Source organism: Streptomyces sp. BBFR2, from assembly GCF_044497305.1.
In the GTDB taxonomy this organism is placed as follows: Bacteria; Actinomycetota; Actinomycetes; order Streptomycetales; family Streptomycetaceae; genus Streptomyces.
The window spans coordinates 6198866-6217059 of the sequence record NZ_CP172415.1 but is presented as its reverse complement, the minus strand read 5'-3'; the positions used below and the strand labels follow the sequence as shown (position 1 = coordinate 6217059).

Sequence of the window (18194 nt, the reverse complement as noted above, 5' to 3'; positions counted from 1 at the left end):
CCGTCCGGAGCGCCGGTCCATGACGCCGCAAAGTGCCTGGCACGGTACGGCGCACCCCGGCAGACTCACCCCATGACGACCTGGATCGCACCCTCCGTGGAACGCCGCCCGATGCCCGCCGCCGTCGGCGAGCGCGAGATGCTGCAGGGCTGGCTCGACTGGCACCGCGACACCCTGCTGGCCAAATGCGCGGGCCTGACCGGTGAACAACTGACCCTGCGCAGCGCGGCGCCCTCCACCCTCAGCCTCCTCGGGCTGGTCCGCCATCTCACCGATGTCGAACGCGCCTGGTTCCGCCAGCGCTTCAACCGTGAGCTGCTCCCCTCGCTCCACATCACGGACGAGAACATCGACGCCGACCACGACGAGGGCACCCCGCACGGCGCGGAGGCCGACCTCGCGGCGTTCCGCGCGGAGACCGCGGCGTGCGACGCGGCGGTGGCCGGCCGCGGCCTCGACGAGACCTTCTCGGCCCCGCGCGGCCGGGAGCTGAACCTCCGCTGGATATACACCCACATGATCGAGGAGTACGCCCGCCACAACGGCCACGCCGACCTGCTGCGCGAGCGGATCGACGGCGCCGCCGGCTACTGAAGGCGCACGGCGAAGGCCCCGTACGCATGGTGCGTACGGGGCCTTCGCCGTGAGGGCGGACCGGCCGGCCCGTGACGGCTCAGCCCTTGCGGGTCTTGACCTCGTCGGTCAGGGCCGGGACGACGTCGAAGAGGTCGCCGACGACGCCGTAGTCGACCAGATCGAAGATCGGGGCCTCGGCGTCCTTGTTGATGGCGACGATCGTCTTGGAGGTCTGCATACCGGCGCGGTGCTGGATCGCGCCGGAGATACCGGCGGCGATGTAAAGCTGCGGCGAGACCGACTTACCGGTCTGGCCGACCTGGTTGGTGTGCGGGTACCAACCGGCGTCGACCGCGGCACGCGAGGCGCCGACGGCGGCACCGAGCGAGTCGGCGAGCGCCTCGATGACCGGGAAGTTCTCGGCACCGTTGACGCCACGGCCACCGGAGACCACGATCGCGGCCTCGGTCAGCTCCGGGCGGCCGGTCGACTCGCGCGGGGTGCGCGAGACGATCTTCGTACCCTTGGAGGCGTCGGAGATCGTCACGTCGAGCTGCTCGACCGTCCCCGCGGCCGGAGCGGCCTCGGGCGCGGCGGAGTTGGGCTTGACGGTGATGACCGGCGTGCCGGTGGTGACGCGCGACTTGGTGGTGAAGGACGCGGCGAAGACGGACTGCGTCGCCACCGGGCCCTCGTCACCGGCCTCCAGGTCGACGGCGTCGGTGATGATGCCGGAGCCGATGCGCACCGCGAGGCGGGCGCCGATCTCCTTGCCCTCGGCGGAGGACGGCAGCAGCACCGCGGCCGGGGACACCGCCTCGTACGCGGCCTGGAGCGCGTCGACCTTGGGGGCGACGAGGTACTCGGCGAACTCGGGGGCGTCGGCGGCCAGCACCTTCACCGCGCCGTGCTCGGCGAGGGTGGCGGCGGCGGTGTCCGCACCGGCGCCGAGGTGCACGGCCACGGGCTCGCCGATGCGGCGGGCGAGGGTGAGCAGTTCGAGGGTGGGCTTGCGGACGGCGCCGTCCACGTGGTCGACGTAGACAAGGACTTCAGCCATGGGGTGACTCTCCTGCGGGAAGAATGAGGGCGGTTACGGGTGGCCGGATCCGGTGCCCGGCCGGGGCCTCAGATGAACTTCTGGCCCGCGAGGAACTCGGCGAGCTGCTTGCCGCCCTCGCCCTCGTCCGTGACGATCGTGCCGGCCGTACGGGCCGGGCGCTCCGCGGCGCCGTCGACCGCGGTCCAGGCGCCCTCCAGACCGACCTCGTCCGCGTCGATGTCGAGGTCGTCCAGCTCCCAGGACTCCACCGGCTTCTTCTTGGCGGCCATGATGCCCTTGAAAGAGGGGTAACGCGCCTCACCGGACTGGTCGGTGACGGACACGACGGCCGGGAGCGACGCCTCGAGCTGCTCGCTGGCGGTGTCGCCGTCACGGCGGCCGGTCACCTTGCCGCCGTCGACGGCGACCTCGGAGAGCTGGGTGACCTGCGGGACGTTCAGCCGCTCGGCGAGCAGGGCGGGCAGCACACCCATGGTGCCGTCGGTGGAGGCCATACCGCAGACGACCAGGTCGTAGCCGGCCTTCTCGATGGCCTTGGCGAGCACGAGGGAGGTGCCCAGCGCGTCGGTGCCGTGCAGGTCGTCGTCCTCGACGTGGATGCCCTTGTCGGCGCCCATCGACAGCGCCTTGCGCAGCGCGTCGTTGGCGTCCTCCGGACCGACGGTGAGGACGGTGACCTCGGCGTCGTCGGCCGCTTCCTTGATCTGGAGGGCCTGCTCGACGGCGTACTCGTCCAGCTCCGAGAGGAGGCCGTCCACGTCGTCCCGGTCGACGGTCAGGTCCTCGGCGAAGTGCCGGTCGCCGGTGGCGTCGGGCACGTACTTCACACAGACAACGATCCTCAAGCTCACGCCGGCTCTCCTACCTGCTTCGTCTCTTCAGAACTGCCTTGTGCTGGCAGCATAGGCGCCTGTGGGGGCGGCTCCGGGTCGGTTCGGAATCCCCGCGCCGACCCCGATATTACTCACCAGTACATACAGTGTCGTCCCCGGAATCAAGGCCGCTGAACTGTGACCTAGCCAACGGCCCCGACCCGGGGACGACGAAGCGTTACGGGAACCGGTCAGTCACGCAGCGCGTTGAAGCGCCCCTGGTGGTACAGGAGCGGACGGCCCGGCCCCGCCGGGTCGCCGAGCAGCGGCTGGGCGAGGACGATGCGGTGATCACCGGCCGGGACGCGCGCGACGACCCGGCAGACCAGCCAGGCGAGGACGCCGTCGAGCAGCGGTACGCCCTCGGGGCCGGTACGCCAGGAGGTGGCGGGGCCGAAGCGGTCGGCACCGCTGCGGGCGAAGGTGGCGGCCAGCTCCCGCTGATGCTCGCCGAGTATGTGGACGCCCAGGTGGTCGGTCTCGGCCAGCACCGGCCAGGAGGAGGCGGTGGTGGCGACGCCGAAGGAGAGCAGCGGCGGTTCGGCGGCGACGGAGGTCAGCGAGGTCGCCGTGAAGCCGACGGGACGCTCGCCCCGCGCGGTGATCACCGCGACGCCCGCGGCGTGCTGCCGGAAGACGGAACGCAACAGGTCGGGGGAGGCGGTGCGGGGCGTGCCGAGATCGGGCGATGCCGTCATGGAATTGTCCTTCTGCTGAGGTGTACGAGCCGTGGCAGAGCCGCCGGCCGCCGTGGCGGGACCGGTGGCTGAGGTGTCGTCGCTGCTCACACGCCCGGACAGCGTGCGCTCGCGGTCCGCAGCAGATCCACGTGGGCGCGTCCGTACAGAAGGGTTCCTCGCCGCATAACGTCAGAGTGACGATGTGCGGTACACAGCGTCAAGGGGCCCCGGGCTTGTGGGAGATCAATCACGGACCGCCTCGCCCAGTGCCGCGATGACATCGGCCTTACGGGGCTGACCGGCGGCGCGGCGCACGATCGCCCCCTCCGCGTCGAGCACCAGGACGGTCGGGGTGCCCGTGATGCGCAGCCGCCGGACGAGACCGAGCCGGGACTCGGCGTCGATCTCGGTATGGGTGACGCCGTCGACCATGGCGGCGACCTCGGCGAGGGTGCGGCGCGTGGCGCGGCAGGGCTGGCAGAAGACGCTGGAGAACTGCACCAGCGTGGCCCGCTCACCGAGCTCGGCGCCCAGGCTCTCCGCACCGAGCCGTACGCCGTCGTCCTGCTGGGGCACCGTCGGCCTCCTGGGTGTGGGGTGGTGCGGACACTCGTCGTTGCAGTGCAGCGCCCGCGGCACCGGAATGATTCCCGTCGCCGCGTCCGCGATTCTCCCCGCCGCGGGGGCGCGGACGGTACGCCCCGGGCGCACGGGGCGCGAGGCGGACGGGGCGTACGTGACGAGAATCTCCCGGTCCGGGCGGCCCCCGTGGTAGCCGCGACGCCTGTGATCGGGCACGATCTGGCGGAAGCCGCTTCTTACGGCTGCGTAGGTTTCCGCCGGGAGAACCCTCCCCGGGCACAGAAATGGGGTCCCCCGACATGGCCGAACTGGTCTATCCGCCGGTGATCGGTGCCGCGCGCACCCTCTTCAAGTCGCTCGACCTGAAATTCGACATCGCGGGGGCGGAGAACATTCCGCAGCGCGGCGGCGCGGTGCTGGTGAGCAATCACATCGGATACCTCGACTTCGTCTTCGCGGGTCTCGCGGCCCGTCCGGCGAAGCGGCTGGTGCGGTTCATGGCCAAGGAGTCGGTCTTCCGGCACAAGGTGTCGGGGCCGCTGATGCGGGCGATGAAGCACATCCCGGTGGACCGCGCGCAGGGTGTGCACGCCTACCGGCACGCGCTGACGGCGCTGCGGTCGGGCGAGGTGATCGGCGTCTTCCCGGAGGCGACGATCTCGGAGTCGTTCACGCTGAAGGGCTTCAAGTCGGGCGCGGTGCGCCTGGCGCAGGAGGCGGGCGTCCCGCTGTTGCCGATGGCGCTGTGGGGCACCCAGCGGCTGTGGACCAAGGGGCACAAGCGGGACCTTGGGCGCAACCACTTCCCGATCACGATCCGGGTGGGCGAGCCGATGGCGGCGGACCCGGACGAGCAGGCGGAGAAGATCACCGACCGGCTGCGCTCGCGCGTCCAGGATCTGCTGGAGGCGGCGCAGCGCGCCTATCCGGTGCGCCCCAAGGGTCCGGACGACACCTGGTGGATCCCGGCCCACCTGGGCGGCACGGCACCGGCGGCGCCGGGGTCGCCCGCCTGACGGCTCCGCCCGGGGCGTACGACTTCCCGGGCCTCCCGTCTCAGAAGTCGGTGGGGAGCGTGCGCCACAGTTCGGCCCGGTCGGCCGCCTGCCGCAGGCACCGGAGGACGGCGGGCAGCGGTTCGGCGTACAGCACCGGGGAGTCGGCCTCGCCCCGCTCCGGGCGGACGGTCCAGGCGAGCTGTTCTTGGTCGGTGCGGAACTGCGCGTCCACACCCGGTTTGTTGCCGCGCGGGTCCTGGCGCGCCCATTCGCCGCCGGGGAGCTTGAGCGCGATCAGCCCGTGGAGGGTGTCGAGCTTCTGGTAGCAGAGCGCGGCGGGGATGCCCTCGGCGCGCAGCAGGGCGGCAAGGGCGTGGGACTTGGCGAAGCAGATGCCGGTGCGCCGCGCCAGGACGTCGGAGGCGCGCCAGGTGACGCGCGGATCGTCGGCGTCGTGGGAGTGCGGGACGGTGTCGCGGAGGAATTCGAAGGCGGCCTTGGCGTATGTGTATGCGTCGGCGGCTTCGGCGCGCAGCAGTGTCGCGGTGGCCCGGACCAGCGGGTGGTCGTGGTCGATGGCCTCACTGACCGCCAAGTAGGCCGAGATTTCCGGGGTGTCCTGGATCAGCTCCATGCGCCGGGAGCGTAACGACGCACCCGGCCAGCAGTCAATGACTTTCCGGCCGGGTGCATAGCTATTCAGACAGTGCCGTCAGGCGGCGCCGATCTCCTCACGGAGGGCGGCGAGGAAACCGTCGACGTCCTCCTCGGTGGTGTCGAAGGCGCACATCCACCGCACATCGCCGGCCGCCTCGTCCCAGAAGTAGAAGCGGTAGCGCTTCTGGAGGCGTTCGCTGACGGCGTGCGGCAGCCGGGCGAAGACCGCGTTGGCCTGCACGGGGTGGAGGATCTCCACCCCGGCGACCTCCCGCACCCCCGCCGCCAGCCGCTGCGCCATGGTGTTGGCGTGCCGGGCGTTGCGCAGCCACAGATCCTTGGCGAGCAGCGCCTCCAACTGCACCGATACGAAGCGCATCTTGGACGCCAGTTGCATCGACAGCTTCCGCAGGTGCTTCATGCCCCGCACCGCGTCGGGGTTGAGGACGACGACCGCCTCACCGAAGACGGCGCCGTTCTTCGTACCGCCCAGGGAGAGGAGATCGACGCCCACCGCGTTGGTGAACGCCCGCATCGGTACGTCCAGGGAGGCGGCGGCGTTGGCGATCCGCGAGCCGTCGAGGTGCACCACCATGTTGCGCTCGTGGGCGTGTTCGCAGATCGCCCGGATCTCGTCCGGGGTGTAGAGCGTGCCCAGTTCGGTGCTCTGGGTGATCGAGACGACCTGCGGCATGGCGCGGTGCTCGTCGTCCCAGCCGTACGCCTCGCGGTCGATCAGCTCGGGGGTGAGCTTGCCGTCCTCGGTCGGCACGGTCAGCAGCTTGAGGCCGCCGACCCGCTCCGGGGCGCCGCACTCGTCGACGTTGATGTGGGCCGATTCGGCGGCGATCACCGCGCCCCAGCGGTCGGTGACCGACTGGAGCGCGACGACGTTGGCACCGGTGCCGTTGAAGACGGGGAACGCCTCGGCCCGCTGCCCGAAGTGGCTGCGTATCACCCGCTGGAGGTGGGCGGTGTACTCGTCCTCGCCGTAGGCGATCTGATGACCGCCGTTGGCGAGGGCGAGGGCGGCCAGGACCTCCGGGTGCGCGCCCGCGTAGTTGTCGCTGGCGAAGCCGCGTACCTGGGTGTCGTGGTGCTGCCGGGCGTCGGTCTTGCCGGCGCTCACGGCTCGGGGGTCAGCCACAGACGCTTTCCATTCACTTCCCGGGCGGGCCGGCCCCAGACCCCGGCGATGGCCTCGGCCAGCTCCGTGACGTCGGTGAAGCCCGCGAACTTGGCGTTCGGTCGCTCGGCGCGCATCTGGTCGTTGACGAGCGCCTTGACGACCAGGATCGCAGCCGCGGCCCGCGGGCCCTCCTCGCCCCCCGCCTTACGGAAGCCGTCGGCCAGCGCCAGCGTCCATGCCTCGGCCGCCGCCTTGGACGCGGCGTACGCGGCGTTCCCGCCCGTGGGCTTGCTCGCCCCGGCGGCGCTGGTCAGCAGGTACCGGCCGTTCCCGGAGCGCTGGAGCGCCTCGTGGAAGGCGAGGGAGGTGTGCTGAACGGTGCGGACGAGGAGGTTGTGCAGCAGGTCCCAGTCGTGCAGGTCGGTCTCGCCGAAGGTCTTCGAGCCGCGCCAGCCGCCCACGAGGTGGACCAGCCCGTCGATGCGGCCGAACTCCTTCTCCGTACGGCCCGCCCACTCCCGGGTCTGCTCCGGGTCGAGCAGATCGACCGTGTCACCGATGACCGTGGCGCCGCCGTGGGCGTACCGGGCGGCGTCGACCGCCTCGGCCAGCCGCTGGGCGTCCGCGTCACAGCCGACGACCGTGGCACCCGCCTCGGCCAGCCGCAGCAGGGTGGCCCGCCCGGCGGGCCCGGCGGCGCCCGCCACCGCGATGACCGCGCCCTCCAGCGACCCCTGGCCGCCCGTCGAAGTGCTCATCTCCGTCGCCTCCTCATCCTTCTGGACACCTGGCTGACCTGCGGTTTCGGTGGTGGCGTGGGGCAAGCTCACGCCGCCGCCGGCATCTCGTGGCCGGCCGTGATGCCCTTGGTGGAAGCGATCACCGTACGCAGCTTCTTGGCAAGGGCCTCGTAGAACATGCTGAGCGGGAACTCGTCGGGCAGCACGTCGTCCACCAGCTTGCGCGGCGGCTGGTCGAGGTCGAGGGCGTCGGGGCCCTTCGCCCAGACCGAACCCGGGTGCGGGGCGAGGTAGGTCGAGACGAGGTCGTAGGCGGCGAACCAGTGGACCAGCTTGGGCCGGTCGATGCCGTCGCGGTAGAGCTGCTCGATCTCTCCGCAGAGCCGGCCCACGACCTTCGGCGCCCGCTCCCAGTCGATGTGGAGAGTGTTGTCCGTCCAGCGTACGACGGAGTGCTTGTGGAGGTACGCGAAGAGGAGCTGGCCGCCGAGACCGTCGTAGTTGCGGTTGCGGTCGCCGGTGACCGGGAAGCGGAACATCCGGTCGAAGATCACCGCGTACTGCACGTCGCGGGCCTGCGGGTACCCCTCGGCCTCCAGCTTCACGGCCTCACGGAAGGCGGTGAGGTCGCAGCGCAGCTCCTCCAGGCCGTACATCCAGAACGGCTGGCGCTGCTTGATCATGAACGGGTCGAACGGCAGGTCGCCGTGGCTGTGGGTGCGGTCGTGGACCATGTCCCACAGGACGAACGCCTGCTGGCAGCGGTCCTGGTCGGCGAGGAGCGCGCGGATGTCGTCGGGCAGCTCGATGCCGAGCGTGGCGACGGCCGCCTCGCTGACGCGGCGGAAGCGCGCGGCCTCGCGGTCGCAGAAGATGCCGCCCCAACTGAACCGCTCGGGGGCCTTGCGCACCGCGATGGTCTCCGGGAAGAGCACCGCGGAGTTGGTGTCGTACCCGGCGGTGAAGTCCTCGAAGGTGATGCCGCAGAAGAGCGGGTTGTCGTAGCGGGTGCGCTCCAGCTCGGCGAGCCAGTCGGGCCAGACCATGCGCAGCACGACGGCCTCGAAGTTGCGGTCCGGGTTGCCGTTCTGCGTGTACATGGGGAAGAGCACGAGGTGCTGGAGGCCGTCGGCGCGCTGCCGCGCGGGCTGGAAGGCCAGCAGGGAGTCGAGGAAGTCCGGCACGCCGAAGCCGCCGTCCGCCCAGCGGCGCAGGTCGGCGGCGAGCGCCTCGTGGTAGGCGGCGTCGTGCGGGAGCAGCGGGGCCAGCTCGCCGACGGCGGCGATCATCCGGTCGACCTCGCGGCGAACCGTTTCTGCGGTGGGTGCGCCCTCGGCGCTCAGATCGATCGAGCCGTCCTTGGACTGCCACGGCCGGATGGTCTCGACCGCGTCCTTCAGGGCGGGCCATGCCGGGTGCGCGGTCACCGGCTCCGTGGTCGCGGCACTCGCCCGAGCACCCACAGGCGAAAGGATTTCCGTCATGACTGCCCTCCGGCGGTAGATCGTGTGGTGCACCCACCGTAACCAGCCAGGTTCTTCCACTCAAGAGGGGGCGGTGAAAATTATTTCGTCCGCACCCCCAGATCACGAGGATTTTTCCTGTCCCTGCCGGGCGGAGCGACATGTTCTCACCGTGTTCACCGTCTCGTCGCCCCGCGAGCGGGCCATCCCGGGGCGGCGTCAGCCCGGCGGGGACGCGCCCACGCGCGGGTGAGCGGGTTCGCGTACGGCCGGGGCGGACAGATACCCCTGGGCGGGTGCTCGGGGCCGGCGGGCCGGGGGCACCGTCCGTTGCGGGGCCCGGCGGACGGCTTCGGCCGGCGGCCCGGCGGACGGATCGCGGGGCGCCCGGCGGGGCGCGCGACGGCCGGTCCACGCCGCTTACGGGGCCCGGTTGAGCCGTTAGGATGTGCGCCATTTCGTACGGCTTTGTGCTCGGGATCGTGGTGGGGACGGATGCCGGTGCGGGCCGTCGCCGGGGCCGGGCGCCCGGGGCGTTCCGGGTGCGGGGCCACGGCGCCGCCGCGGAGCGCGTGGCGATGTCAGAGCAGTACCGAGCCGACAGAAGCGAGGCAGCCTTGTCCTTTCTCACCATCGGACACCGCGGAATGATGGGCGTGGAGCCGGAGAACACCCTCCGGTCGTTCGTCCGCGCCGAGCGTGAAGGGCTCGACATCGTCGAGCTGGACCTGCATCTGAGCAAGGACGGCGCGCTCGTGGTGATGCACGACGCAGACGTGTCCCGGACCACCGACGGCAGCGGGCCGATCGCCGAACAGACCCTCGCGGAGCTGCGGGAACTGGACGCCGGGCGGGGCGAGCGGATCCCGGTGTTCGAGGAGGTGGTGGACGCGGTCCGGGCGCCGTTGCAGGCCGAGATCAAGGACGTGGCGGCGGCGCGGGCGCTCGCCGAGGTGCTGCGGGCGCGCGATCTGACCGGCCGGGTCGAGGTGATCTCCTTCCACGACGAGGCGCTGGCCGCCATCCGGACACTGGTGCCGGGCATCCGTACCGCGCTGGTCGCGAGCCGGTACGGCACCGATGTGGTGGACCGGGCGCTGGCGGTCGGCGCGACGATGCTCTCGCTCAACATCCGCCGTCTCACACTGGAGTTGACGGAGCGGGCCCACCATGCGGGGCTGCGGGTGGTGGCCTGGACGGTCAACACCCACGACCACCTGCGGCTGGCCCGCGGGCTCGGCCTGGACGGCGTGGTGACCGACCGGCCGGAGATCCGGCGGGCGGTGCGGTTCACGGCGTAGGACGGGCTGCCTTGGGACGAGGCGTGCGCCGCGTGGCTCGCGGGGCGTGCGCCTCGTCGCTCGCGGGGTGGTTCGCGTCCGGAGCGGGGTGTGCGGGCGGGCGGTTCGCGGCGGGGCGGGGGCGCGCCTACGGGTGGCGACCCCCGCCGCGACGGCGCGTCTCCGTGCGAAATCCGCAGTTCACGGGCGTGCAATCTCGTCCCGGCATCCGGACGTTTTCCGCAATGATCTCGACAGATGGCCGCTCGTCCTGTCACTCTCCCGCCATGCGCCTCGCCAACCGACCCGTCCTGCTCGCCGTATGTGCCGCCCTGTCGGGGGCCGCCGCCGTCGGCTGTGCGCCGCAGGACGCCTCGTCCGACGCGGCGGCCCCGGCGAGTTGTGCGCCCGGCAAGCTCGACACCGTGCGGGCCGGGAAGCTGACCGTCGGCACCGACAAGCCCGCGTACGCGCCGTGGTTCCAGGGCGACGATCCGGCGAACGGCAAGGGGTTCGAATCGGCCGTCGCCTACGCGGTCGCCGACCGGCTCGGCTACCCGCGGTCCGCGGTCGGCTGGCAGACCGTGCCGTTCAACAACGCGTTCGCGCCCGGTGAGAAGAAGTTCGACTTCGACATCAACCAGATCTCGATCAGCGCCTCCCGGAAGCAGGCCGTCGCCTTCTCCTCCGGCTACTACGACGTGCGGCAGGCGGTCGTCGCGCTCAAGGGCTCGAAGGCGGCAGGGGCGAAGAGCATCGCCGATCTCAAGGGCGTACGGCTCGGGGCACAGGTCGGCACCACCAGCCTCGACGTCATCAACGACACCATCCGCCCCGATCGGCGGCCCGCGGTCTACCAGAAGAACGACTTCGCCAAGTCCGCGCTGAAGAACGGCCAGGTCGACGCGATCCTCACCGATCTGCCGACGGCGTTCTACATCACCTCCGCCGAGGTGAAGGACGCCAAGGTGGTCGGGCAGTTCGCGGACACCGGTGACGAGCAGTTCGGCCTGGTCCTCGACAAGGCGAGCCGGATCACCGGCTGCGTGCGGAAGGCCGTCGACGCGCTGCGGAAGGACGGCACCCTCGCCGCCCTGGAGAAGAAGTGGCTGGCCGACGCCGCCCACGCACCGGTGCTCAAATGAACCTCACGAAAAGCCCGCCGGACACCGCCGGGGACGACGGCTACGTCCCGTCCGCGCGGCGACTGGCGCGGGAGCGGTACAAGCGGACCCGGACCCACCGCGCCACCGCCGTCGCCGCGCTGAGCACGCTGGTCACCGCCGCCGTGCTGTACGTCGTGATCACCGGATCGCCCGGCTGGCAGCGCACCCGCGAGACCTTCTTCAGCGCCGCGTACGCCCGTAAGGCGCTGCCGAAGGTGCTGGAGGGGCTGCTGCTCAATCTGCAACTGCTGGTGGTGTGCGGCGCGGCGGTGCTGATATTGGGGATGGCGCTGGCGGTGGCGCGGACGCTGCGCGGCCCGGTGTTCTTCCCGCTGCGGGCGCTGGCCACCGCGTACACCGACTTCTTCCGCGGGCTGCCGCTGATCATCTGCCTGCTGATGGTGGTCTTCGGCGTCCCGGCGCTGCGGCTCCAGGGCGTCACCACCGATCCGGTGCTGCTCGGCGGGGCGGCGCTGGTCCTGACGTACTCCGCGTACGTGGCCGAGGTCTTCCGCGCCGGGATCGAATCGGTGCACCCCTCGCAGCGGGCCGCGGCGCGGTCTTTGGGCCTGTCGAGCGGGCAGGCGCTGCGGTTCGTGGTGCTGCCGCAGGCGGTACGGCGGGTGGTGCCGCCGCTGCTGAACGATCTGGTCTCGCTCCAGAAGGACACCGGTCTGGTATCGATCGCCGGGGCGGTCGACGCGGTGTACGCGGCGCAGATCATCGCGGGCAAGGACTTCAACTACACGCCGTACGTGGTCGCCGGGCTGGTCTTCGTCGCCCTGACGATCCCGATGACCCGGCTGACGGACTGGGTGACCGCCCGGATGGACCGGCGCCGCGCCCAGGGAGGGACCGTATGAGCGAGCCGGGTGCCGCGCCGGTGCTGCGGCTGGAGGCCGTCCGCAAGACGTACGGGCGGGGCACGGTCGTGCTGCGGGACGTCGATCTGGAGGTGGCGCCGCACACCGTCACGGCGCTGATCGGGGCATCCGGCTCCGGCAAGTCGACGCTGCTGCGGTGCGCGAATCTGCTGGAGGAGATCGACGACGGGGCGATCTTCCTGGACGGCGAGGAGATCACCGACCCGCGCGCCGACGCGGACGCGGTGCGCCGCCGTATCGGCGTGGTCTTCCAGGCGTACAACCTCTTCCCGCACATGACGGTGCTGGACAACATCACGCTGGCGCCGCGCCGGGTCCACGGCGTGGCGCGGGACGAGGCGGAGGCCCGCGCCCGCGAGCTGCTGGAGCGGCTGGGGCTCGGCGGACGGGCGGACGCCTATCCGGACCGGCTCAGCGGCGGTCAGCAGCAGCGCGTCGCCATCGTCCGGGCGCTGGCCTGCCGCCCCCGGCTGCTGCTGCTCGACGAGATCACCGCGGCGCTCGACCCGGAGCTGGTGGGCGAGGTGCTGTCGGTGGTACGCGGGCTGAAGGACGAGGGCATGACGATGGTGCTCGCCACCCATGAGATGGGGTTCGCCCGGGACGTCGCCGATCAGGTGTGTTTCCTGGACGGCGGGGTGGTGCGGGAGCGTGGCACCCCGAAGGAGCTGTTCGGCGCGGCGCGCGAGCCGCGCACCCGGCAGTTCCTGGAGCGGGTCGTCGGTACGGGGCGCTGGTAGGAGACCGACCGCGCCGGGAAAGGCTCCGTACAGCAGCACGGAGCGCCGGTGGGACCGCGCCGGACGGGCCGTGGACTGCGGTCCCGGGGCGTGAGGCGCCGGTGGGGCGGGGCGGTGCACCGCGGGTCCGGCGCCGGGCCCGCGGGCGGTGCACGGCGGGTCCGGCGCCGGACCGCCCGGCGGCGCGGGGCTCAGCCGAGGGGCTTGACCAGCAGTTCGAAGGCGAGGTCGGCGCGCTGCGGGATGCCGAACCGTTCGTCGCCGTAGGGGAACGGGCTCAGCTCTCCGGTGCGCCGGTAGCCGCGCCGCTCGTACCAGGCGATCAGCTCGGTGCGCTGCCGGATGACGGTCATCCGCATCTCCCGGGCGCCCCATGCGGCGCGGGCGGCGCGCTCCGCCTCGGCGAGGATCACCTTGCCGAGGCCGCCGCCCTGGAGCGCCGGGCGAACCGCGAACATACCGAAGTAGACGTGATCACCGCGGTGTTCGAGCTGGCAGCAGGCGATCGGCTCACCGTCGCGCTCGGCGACCAGCAGCCGGCCGTCCTTCTGCCGCACCACGGCGGCGACGCCCTCGGGGTCGGTGCGCTGCCCCTCCAGCAGGTCCGCCTCGGTGGTCCAGCCCGCCCGGCTCGCGTCGCCCCGGTAGGCCGACTCGATCAGCGCGACGAGCGCGGGGATGTCGGCGTCGGTGGCGGAACGGAAGACGAGTTCGCCGGTGGGCATGGTGCGGGTCCTCTCGGGCGGGCGGTGGCGATGCGGCGGCCGGGGCCGGGCGCGCAGCGAGACTAGCAAGGCGACACGCCGGTTCATCAGGGCCTTCCGTCCCGGTGACGAGCCGGGCGGACACCGTGGCCGGGCCGTCCGCGGCGCCCGGCCGACGGACTCCTGGTGTCCGCCCGCCGCGGTGCGGGCGGCGCCCGGCCGGTCCGGGACCCGCCCGGCGGACGGGGAGCCCGCGGCCGTACGTCCCCGGCGCGTAGGGTCCGGCGCATGGTGCAGGTACTGAGCAGCAGAGTGCTGGTGCGGCCCGCGGATCCCGAGCGCTCCCGGGCCTTCTACGGCGAGACGCTGGGGCTGGAGATCTACCGGGAGTTCGGCACCGGCCCCGAGCGCGGCACGGTGTACTTCCTGGGCGGCGGCTTCCTGGAGGTCTCCGGCCGGTCGGACACCCCGCCCGGACGGACGCTTCAGCTATGGCTCCAGGTGGCGGACGTGGCCGCGGCGCACGAGACGCTGGTGACGCGGGGCGTGGAGGTCCTGCGGCCGCCGGTCCGGGAGCCGTGGGGCCTGGTCGAGATGTGGATCGCCGACCCGGACGGACACCGCCTCGTCCTCGTCGAGGTACCCGCCGACCACCCCCTGCGCTACCGGCCCTGACCTGCGGTTCCGGGCATCGGGGCCGACGCCGGTCCGCCCGGTGGCACCGGCTTTCCGGGCCTCCCCGGGGCACCCGGTCCCGCGCTCCCCGCCTGCCCCCGTGCGCTCCCTTGCGCCCCCGGTGGCCTGGGCATCCTGCGGGCGTACGTGATCGGCGTCCGGCCGGCCGCGGGGTGGCCGCGTCGTACCGGACCTGGGGGGAGGTCGGGGTGCACGGGCCGTCGCTGACGAGTTGGCTGCTGGTGGTGGTGTGCGCGGTGGCGGGCGGGTACTGCCTGTCGCGGGCGCGCCACGGCACGGCGGCGCAACGGTACCGGGCGCGCGCCCAGGCGCTGATGGGGCTGGCGATGGCGGTGATGGCGGTGCCCGCCACGCTGGTCACGCCGCCGCCGTGGCTGCCGTGGGGGTACGCCGCCGTCTTCACCGCCGCGGCCGTCCGGGCCGTACGGCTGCGGCACGCGCACCACGCCGTCGACGCGCTGGCGATGGTCTACATGGCGCTGGCGATGACCCCGCTCCTGGCCGCGGACCCGGCGGTGTCCGGTACGGCGCCGATGACGATGCCGGGCGGGCACGGCGGCGCGTCGGCCATGGACCACACCGGGCACGGTGCCATGGGCGGCCCGCCCCTGGTCACGGGTGCGCTGCTCGTCTACTACGCGGGGTCCGTCCTCCTCGCCGGGTCCCGGCTGATACCGGACGCCGGGGCGGAGCGCGGGGAGACCGTCGCGGTGCCCGCGGGAGCGGCGCCCGTGAGCCCAGCCTCCGCGGGGGCTGCGGCTACGGGTCCCGGCCCGGCGGACGGCGGCGCGGCGCTCCCGGTAGACGCCTCCGGCCGCCCCGCGGAGGGCTCTCCGGCCGGTCTCCCGGAGAGCGGTGCCGGCTCCCGTGCCGCCCTGGCCACTCCCGTGCTCCGGCGGGCCGAGGCGTTCGGCGCCTGCCGGTTGGCGATGAGCCTCGGCATGTTCGTGATGCTACTGGCCCTCTGACCGCGGGGCCCGCCCGCACGGTGCCGCGGTCCGCCGGGAGGCGGGGCTGTGCCGAGAGGCGGGGCGGCGCGGCAGGTCTCCGAGGGAGGCGTTACGGCGCAGCGCGTCTCCGGTGGGCGCCGTCCGTCGGCCCGTGGGGGCCGTGGCCGGGAGCGGTGGTGTCACACCTGTGGTGAGGGTGGCATGCGTCACTTCCGGAACGCCGCCGTACCGTCCGCGAGCGGGGCGCTCATAGGCTGACCGCATGATGGTCCCCCTCACGCTGATGATCCTCGGCGTGCTGGCCGCGTCGACGGCGCCGCGGCTGATGGCCCGTTCGGACTGGCCCGACCGGGAACCGGTGCTCGCCCTGTGGGTCTGGCAGTGCGTGGTCGCCGCCGTGCTGCTCTGCTGCGGGCTGGCGATGGCGCTGAGCGCGGCGGCCGCCTGGGAGGCCGTCCGCGGCCCGGTGTTCGGCTTCGCGCCCCGGGTCGTCGTCGAGGCGTACGCGCTCAACACCTACGGGCCGTGGGCCGGTTCGCTGGCGCTGCTGCTCGCCGGGGGCGGGGTGTGGACGGCGGTGGCGCTGACCCGTGAGGTGCGCGCCGCGCGGGCCCGCCGCCGGCAGCGCCGCGCGGATCTGCTGCGCCGGGCGCCGCTGCTGCCCGGTGAGGAACGCTCCGGTGACCGTCTCGTGGTCCTGGAGAGCGACCGCCCCGAGGCGTGGTGGCTCCAGCGCAGTGCGCCCCAACTCGTCGTCACCACGGCCGCGTTGCGGCGACTGAAGGGCCGTCAGCTCGATGCGCTGCTCGCCCATGAGCAGGGCCACGCCCGGGCCCGGCACGATCTGCTGCTGCACTGCGCCTCGGCGCTCGCGGCCGGTTTTCCGCAGGTCCCGGTGTTCGCCGCGTTCCGGGACCAGGTGCACCGGCTGGTCGAACTGGCGGCGGACGATGTGGCGTCGCGCCGCTTCGGCCGGCTGACGACGGCGCTGGCGCTGGTCGGGATGAACGAGGACCGCGGGGTCTTCGGGCCGTGCCCGGAGCAGTTGGGGCAGGTGCCGCAGCGGGTGGACCGGCTGCTGGCGCCCGGTGTCCGCTTCTCGCCCGCGCGCCGGCTGCGGATCACCGCGTACGCCGCGCTGGTCCCGGCCGTACCGCTGCTGATCACATTCGTCCCGGGGCTGCACGCCCTGACGTGACCGGGCGGCCCGGGGCCGGGCGGTGTGCCCCGGGAGGGATCGCGCCATCGTGCCGTACCCGTAAGGGAAGTGACGGGGTGTGGCGGCCGACTCCGGGCGGGGAGGCCGGGGCGTGGCGGGACGGGGCCGGCGTCGGGGCGGAACGTGGTGCCGGGCGGCGGGTGTCCGCGAAGATCTGCGCATGGCTTCGTCAGAACGGCGCGCGGCGCCGGCTCCGCGCCCCCTCGGCACCTCCCCGTCCCGTCGTCCGTCCCCGGGTTCGGCGTCGGCCGTCCTGGTGGGCTGTGCCGTGCCGGCCGTCGTACTGACCCTGCTGGTCACGGCGGGCTGGGCGCCGCTCGTCGGGCTCGACCGGAGCGTCGCGGACACGCTGCACGCCACGGCCGTCGGCGCGCCCGGCTGGACGCACGTCAACCGGATCCTCACCGACTGGGTGTGGGATCCCTGGACGATGCGGGCACTGCTGGCGGTGGTGGCCGGGGTGCTCGTCCGCCGCGGTGCGTGGCCGCTCGCGGTCTGGGTGGCCGCCACCGCGCTTGCGGGCACCGCCCTCCAGCAGGGGCTGAAGGCGGCGGTGGACCGGGACCGTCCGGTGTGGCCGGACCCCGTCGACTCCGCGCACTATCAGGCGTTCCCCTCCGGACACGCGCTGTCGGTGACGGTCGCGGGCGGGCTGGTGCTCTGGCTGCTGTGGCGCCACGCGTGCCGTCCGGCCGTGCGGCGGGCCGCCGTCGCGGTGGTGGCGGTCTCGATGGCCGGTGTCGGCTTCACCCGGGTGCTCCTGGGCGTGCACTGGCTGTCGGACGTCGTCGGCGGCTGGCTGATCGGCGCCACGGTGGTCGCGGCGTCGGTGGCGGCCCACGGGGCGTACGAGCGGCGCCGGAGGGACGGGCGCGACGCGGGAGCGGGCGCCGGGCCGGGCCGCTGAGGGCCACGGGGCGGGGCCCGCACGGCCCTCGTCACGCACCACGACCGTGACCGTCGAGCGCCGTACGGGGCCCTCCGTCACGCGCCGCGACGGTGACCGCCCGGCCCCGTACGGTCCCCCGTCACGCACCGCCGGCATCGCCGCCGGATACCGCCGTACGGAAGCGCGGTCGGCGGCCGGTACCGCGGCGGACCAGGCACCTCCGCACGGCATGGCCCGGCGCCGGAACGGGCCCGGTCGGCTGAGAGGGGGCACCGCCCCGCGCCACCGCCCCCGGCCGCCCCTCACTCCCCCCGTGCCCAGGCCCGTAGGGCGGCGAAGTCTTCGTCGAGCAGGCCGGTCGCCGGGTCGACGCGGCGCAGCAGGGACTCGCCACGGTGGTGGTGGGCGATCCAGGCGCGGTCGGGGTCGGCGATCTCGTCGTCGACCCAGGCGAACGGGTGGTCGTCGGCGACGGCGACCAGCCGGCGGGTCTTCCAGTGCACGCCGTCGCGGGCGCGGTGCGGGGGCCGGGGCCAGTCCACGTACGGGAGGGCGGGGAGGCCCAGGACGGGGGCGATCCAGGTGTTGGCCTCGGCTCCCCAGGTGCTGGCCCACACCAGGCGGTAGCCGAGGCCCAGCAGCAGCGGGCCGTGCCGGGGGTCGAGGCGTACGGGCAGCGGTGGGTGCGGCTCCGCCCAGCCGGTGGGGCGCATCGGCAGGGTGGTGTATCCGGCCGGGGCCCGCCCGATGGGGGCCTGCCACGGGTTGAGCGGGCCGTCGACGTCGAGGAAGAGGATCGGGCACGGGGCACTCACCCGTCCGATGCTCCTCCCCGGGCCGGGCGGACGCGAGCGCTCCCCGGGGCCGTCCGCCCCGGTCCCGCCGCCGGGACGCGGGGCGCGGCGG

20 protein-coding genes are annotated in these 18194 nt (G+C 73.3%); 10 read left to right on the top strand and 10 right to left on the bottom strand.

Annotated features, from left to right (window positions below; all coding sequences use genetic code 11):
- The first annotated feature begins 72 nt into the window (after positions 1 to 72).
- Entirely contained in the window at positions 73 to 594 is a 522-nt protein-coding gene (locus tag ACGH2B_RS25580) for a DinB family protein (protein WP_399094427.1), read from the top strand.
- Positions 595 to 673: 79 nt separating this feature from the next.
- Here the strand turns inward: ACGH2B_RS25580 and ACGH2B_RS25575 are convergent, their stop codons facing one another.
- From ACGH2B_RS25575 to ACGH2B_RS25560, 4 genes are all read right to left on the bottom strand, one after another.
- Positions 674 to 1636, bottom strand: a complete 963-nt coding sequence (locus tag ACGH2B_RS25575; RefSeq protein ID WP_399094424.1) for an electron transfer flavoprotein subunit alpha/FixB family protein — start codon at positions 1634 to 1636, stop codon at positions 674 to 676.
- A gap of 68 nt (positions 1637 to 1704) precedes the next feature.
- Positions 1705 to 2490, bottom strand: coding sequence for an electron transfer flavoprotein subunit beta/FixA family protein (locus ACGH2B_RS25570; RefSeq protein WP_345091219.1), 786 nt, complete (start codon positions 2488 to 2490; stop codon positions 1705 to 1707).
- Positions 2491 to 2702: 212 nt separating this feature from the next.
- A complete protein-coding gene (locus ACGH2B_RS25565; protein WP_399094421.1) occupies positions 2703 to 3209 on the bottom strand; it encodes a flavin reductase family protein in 507 nt (168 codons plus the stop codon).
- Between the two features lie 225 nt (positions 3210 to 3434).
- Positions 3435 to 3767 carry a TlpA family protein disulfide reductase gene (locus ACGH2B_RS25560; protein ID WP_399094418.1) on the bottom strand — a complete coding sequence of 111 codons (333 nt, stop codon included), beginning with the start codon at positions 3765 to 3767 and terminating at the stop codon, positions 3435 to 3437.
- Between the two features lie 305 nt (positions 3768 to 4072).
- Between ACGH2B_RS25560 and ACGH2B_RS25555 the strand changes: the two genes are divergently transcribed.
- Entirely contained in the window at positions 4073 to 4789 is a 717-nt protein-coding gene (locus ACGH2B_RS25555; RefSeq protein WP_399097316.1) for a lysophospholipid acyltransferase family protein, read from the top strand.
- Between the two features lie 40 nt (positions 4790 to 4829).
- Here the strand turns inward: ACGH2B_RS25555 and ACGH2B_RS25550 are convergent, their stop codons facing one another.
- The 4 genes from ACGH2B_RS25550 to ACGH2B_RS25535 form a co-directional block, all read right to left on the bottom strand.
- The gene (locus ACGH2B_RS25550) at positions 4830 to 5405 is read right to left on the bottom strand and encodes a transglutaminase family protein (RefSeq protein ID WP_399094415.1); all 576 of its coding nucleotides are present in this window, start codon (positions 5403 to 5405) and stop codon (positions 4830 to 4832) included.
- Between the two features lie 78 nt (positions 5406 to 5483).
- On the bottom strand, positions 5484 to 6575 hold the full coding sequence (locus tag ACGH2B_RS25545; protein ID WP_399094412.1) for a threonine aldolase family protein: 1092 nt from the start codon (positions 6573 to 6575) through the stop codon (positions 5484 to 5486).
- Positions 6554 to 7315, bottom strand: a complete 762-nt coding sequence (locus ACGH2B_RS25540; protein WP_399094409.1) for an SDR family NAD(P)-dependent oxidoreductase — start codon at positions 7313 to 7315, stop codon at positions 6554 to 6556. Before ACGH2B_RS25540 ends, ACGH2B_RS25545 begins: the two co-directional genes overlap by 22 nt.
- A 68-nt stretch (positions 7316 to 7383) precedes the next feature.
- On the bottom strand, positions 7384 to 8781 hold the full coding sequence (locus tag ACGH2B_RS25535; RefSeq protein ID WP_399094406.1) for a DUF6421 family protein: 1398 nt from the start codon (positions 8779 to 8781) through the stop codon (positions 7384 to 7386).
- A gap of 596 nt (positions 8782 to 9377) precedes the next feature.
- On the opposite strand from ACGH2B_RS25535, the gene ACGH2B_RS25530 reads away from it, so the two are divergent.
- The 4 genes from ACGH2B_RS25530 to ACGH2B_RS25515 all read left to right on the top strand — a co-directional run bounded on the left by ACGH2B_RS25530 (position 9378) and on the right by ACGH2B_RS25515 (position 12830).
- Positions 9378 to 10061 carry a glycerophosphodiester phosphodiesterase gene (locus ACGH2B_RS25530; protein WP_399094403.1) on the top strand — a complete coding sequence of 228 codons (684 nt, stop codon included), beginning with the start codon at positions 9378 to 9380 and terminating at the stop codon, positions 10059 to 10061.
- A gap of 266 nt (positions 10062 to 10327) precedes the next feature.
- Complete coding sequence (locus tag ACGH2B_RS25525; RefSeq protein WP_399094400.1) at positions 10328 to 11185, top strand: ABC transporter substrate-binding protein; 858 nt, start codon at positions 10328 to 10330, stop codon at positions 11183 to 11185.
- Complete coding sequence (locus tag ACGH2B_RS25520; RefSeq protein ID WP_399094397.1) at positions 11182 to 12069, top strand: amino acid ABC transporter permease; 888 nt, start codon at positions 11182 to 11184, stop codon at positions 12067 to 12069. The genes ACGH2B_RS25525 and ACGH2B_RS25520 overlap by 4 nt, the downstream gene beginning before the upstream one ends.
- Positions 12066 to 12830, top strand: a complete 765-nt coding sequence (locus ACGH2B_RS25515) for an amino acid ABC transporter ATP-binding protein (protein WP_399094394.1) — start codon at positions 12066 to 12068, stop codon at positions 12828 to 12830. The genes ACGH2B_RS25520 and ACGH2B_RS25515 overlap by 4 nt, the downstream gene beginning before the upstream one ends.
- A 191-nt stretch (positions 12831 to 13021) precedes the next feature.
- Here the strand turns inward: ACGH2B_RS25515 and ACGH2B_RS25510 are convergent, their stop codons facing one another.
- Complete coding sequence (locus ACGH2B_RS25510; protein ID WP_399094391.1) at positions 13022 to 13555, bottom strand: GNAT family N-acetyltransferase; 534 nt, start codon at positions 13553 to 13555, stop codon at positions 13022 to 13024.
- 267 nt (positions 13556 to 13822) lie between these two features.
- On the opposite strand from ACGH2B_RS25510, the gene ACGH2B_RS25505 reads away from it, so the two are divergent.
- The 4 genes from ACGH2B_RS25505 to ACGH2B_RS25490 all read left to right on the top strand — a co-directional run bounded on the left by ACGH2B_RS25505 (position 13823) and on the right by ACGH2B_RS25490 (position 17306).
- Positions 13823 to 14209, top strand: coding sequence for a VOC family protein (locus ACGH2B_RS25505; protein ID WP_399094388.1), 387 nt, complete (start codon positions 13823 to 13825; stop codon positions 14207 to 14209).
- Between the two features lie 209 nt (positions 14210 to 14418).
- Positions 14419 to 15198 carry a DUF5134 domain-containing protein gene (locus tag ACGH2B_RS25500; RefSeq protein WP_399094385.1) on the top strand — a complete coding sequence of 260 codons (780 nt, stop codon included), beginning with the start codon at positions 14419 to 14421 and terminating at the stop codon, positions 15196 to 15198.
- Between the two features lie 244 nt (positions 15199 to 15442).
- A complete protein-coding gene (locus tag ACGH2B_RS25495; RefSeq protein ID WP_399094383.1) occupies positions 15443 to 16378 on the top strand; it encodes a M56 family metallopeptidase in 936 nt (311 codons plus the stop codon).
- Positions 16379 to 16559: 181 nt separating this feature from the next.
- On the top strand, positions 16560 to 17306 hold the full coding sequence (locus ACGH2B_RS25490) for a phosphatase PAP2 family protein (RefSeq protein WP_399094380.1): 747 nt from the start codon (positions 16560 to 16562) through the stop codon (positions 17304 to 17306).
- Between the two features lie 284 nt (positions 17307 to 17590).
- Here ACGH2B_RS25490 and ACGH2B_RS25485 read toward each other — a convergent pair whose 3' ends face one another.
- Positions 17591 to 18103, bottom strand: a complete 513-nt coding sequence (locus ACGH2B_RS25485; protein ID WP_399094377.1) for a hypothetical protein — start codon at positions 18101 to 18103, stop codon at positions 17591 to 17593.
- Positions 18104 to 18194 lie beyond the last annotated feature (91 nt).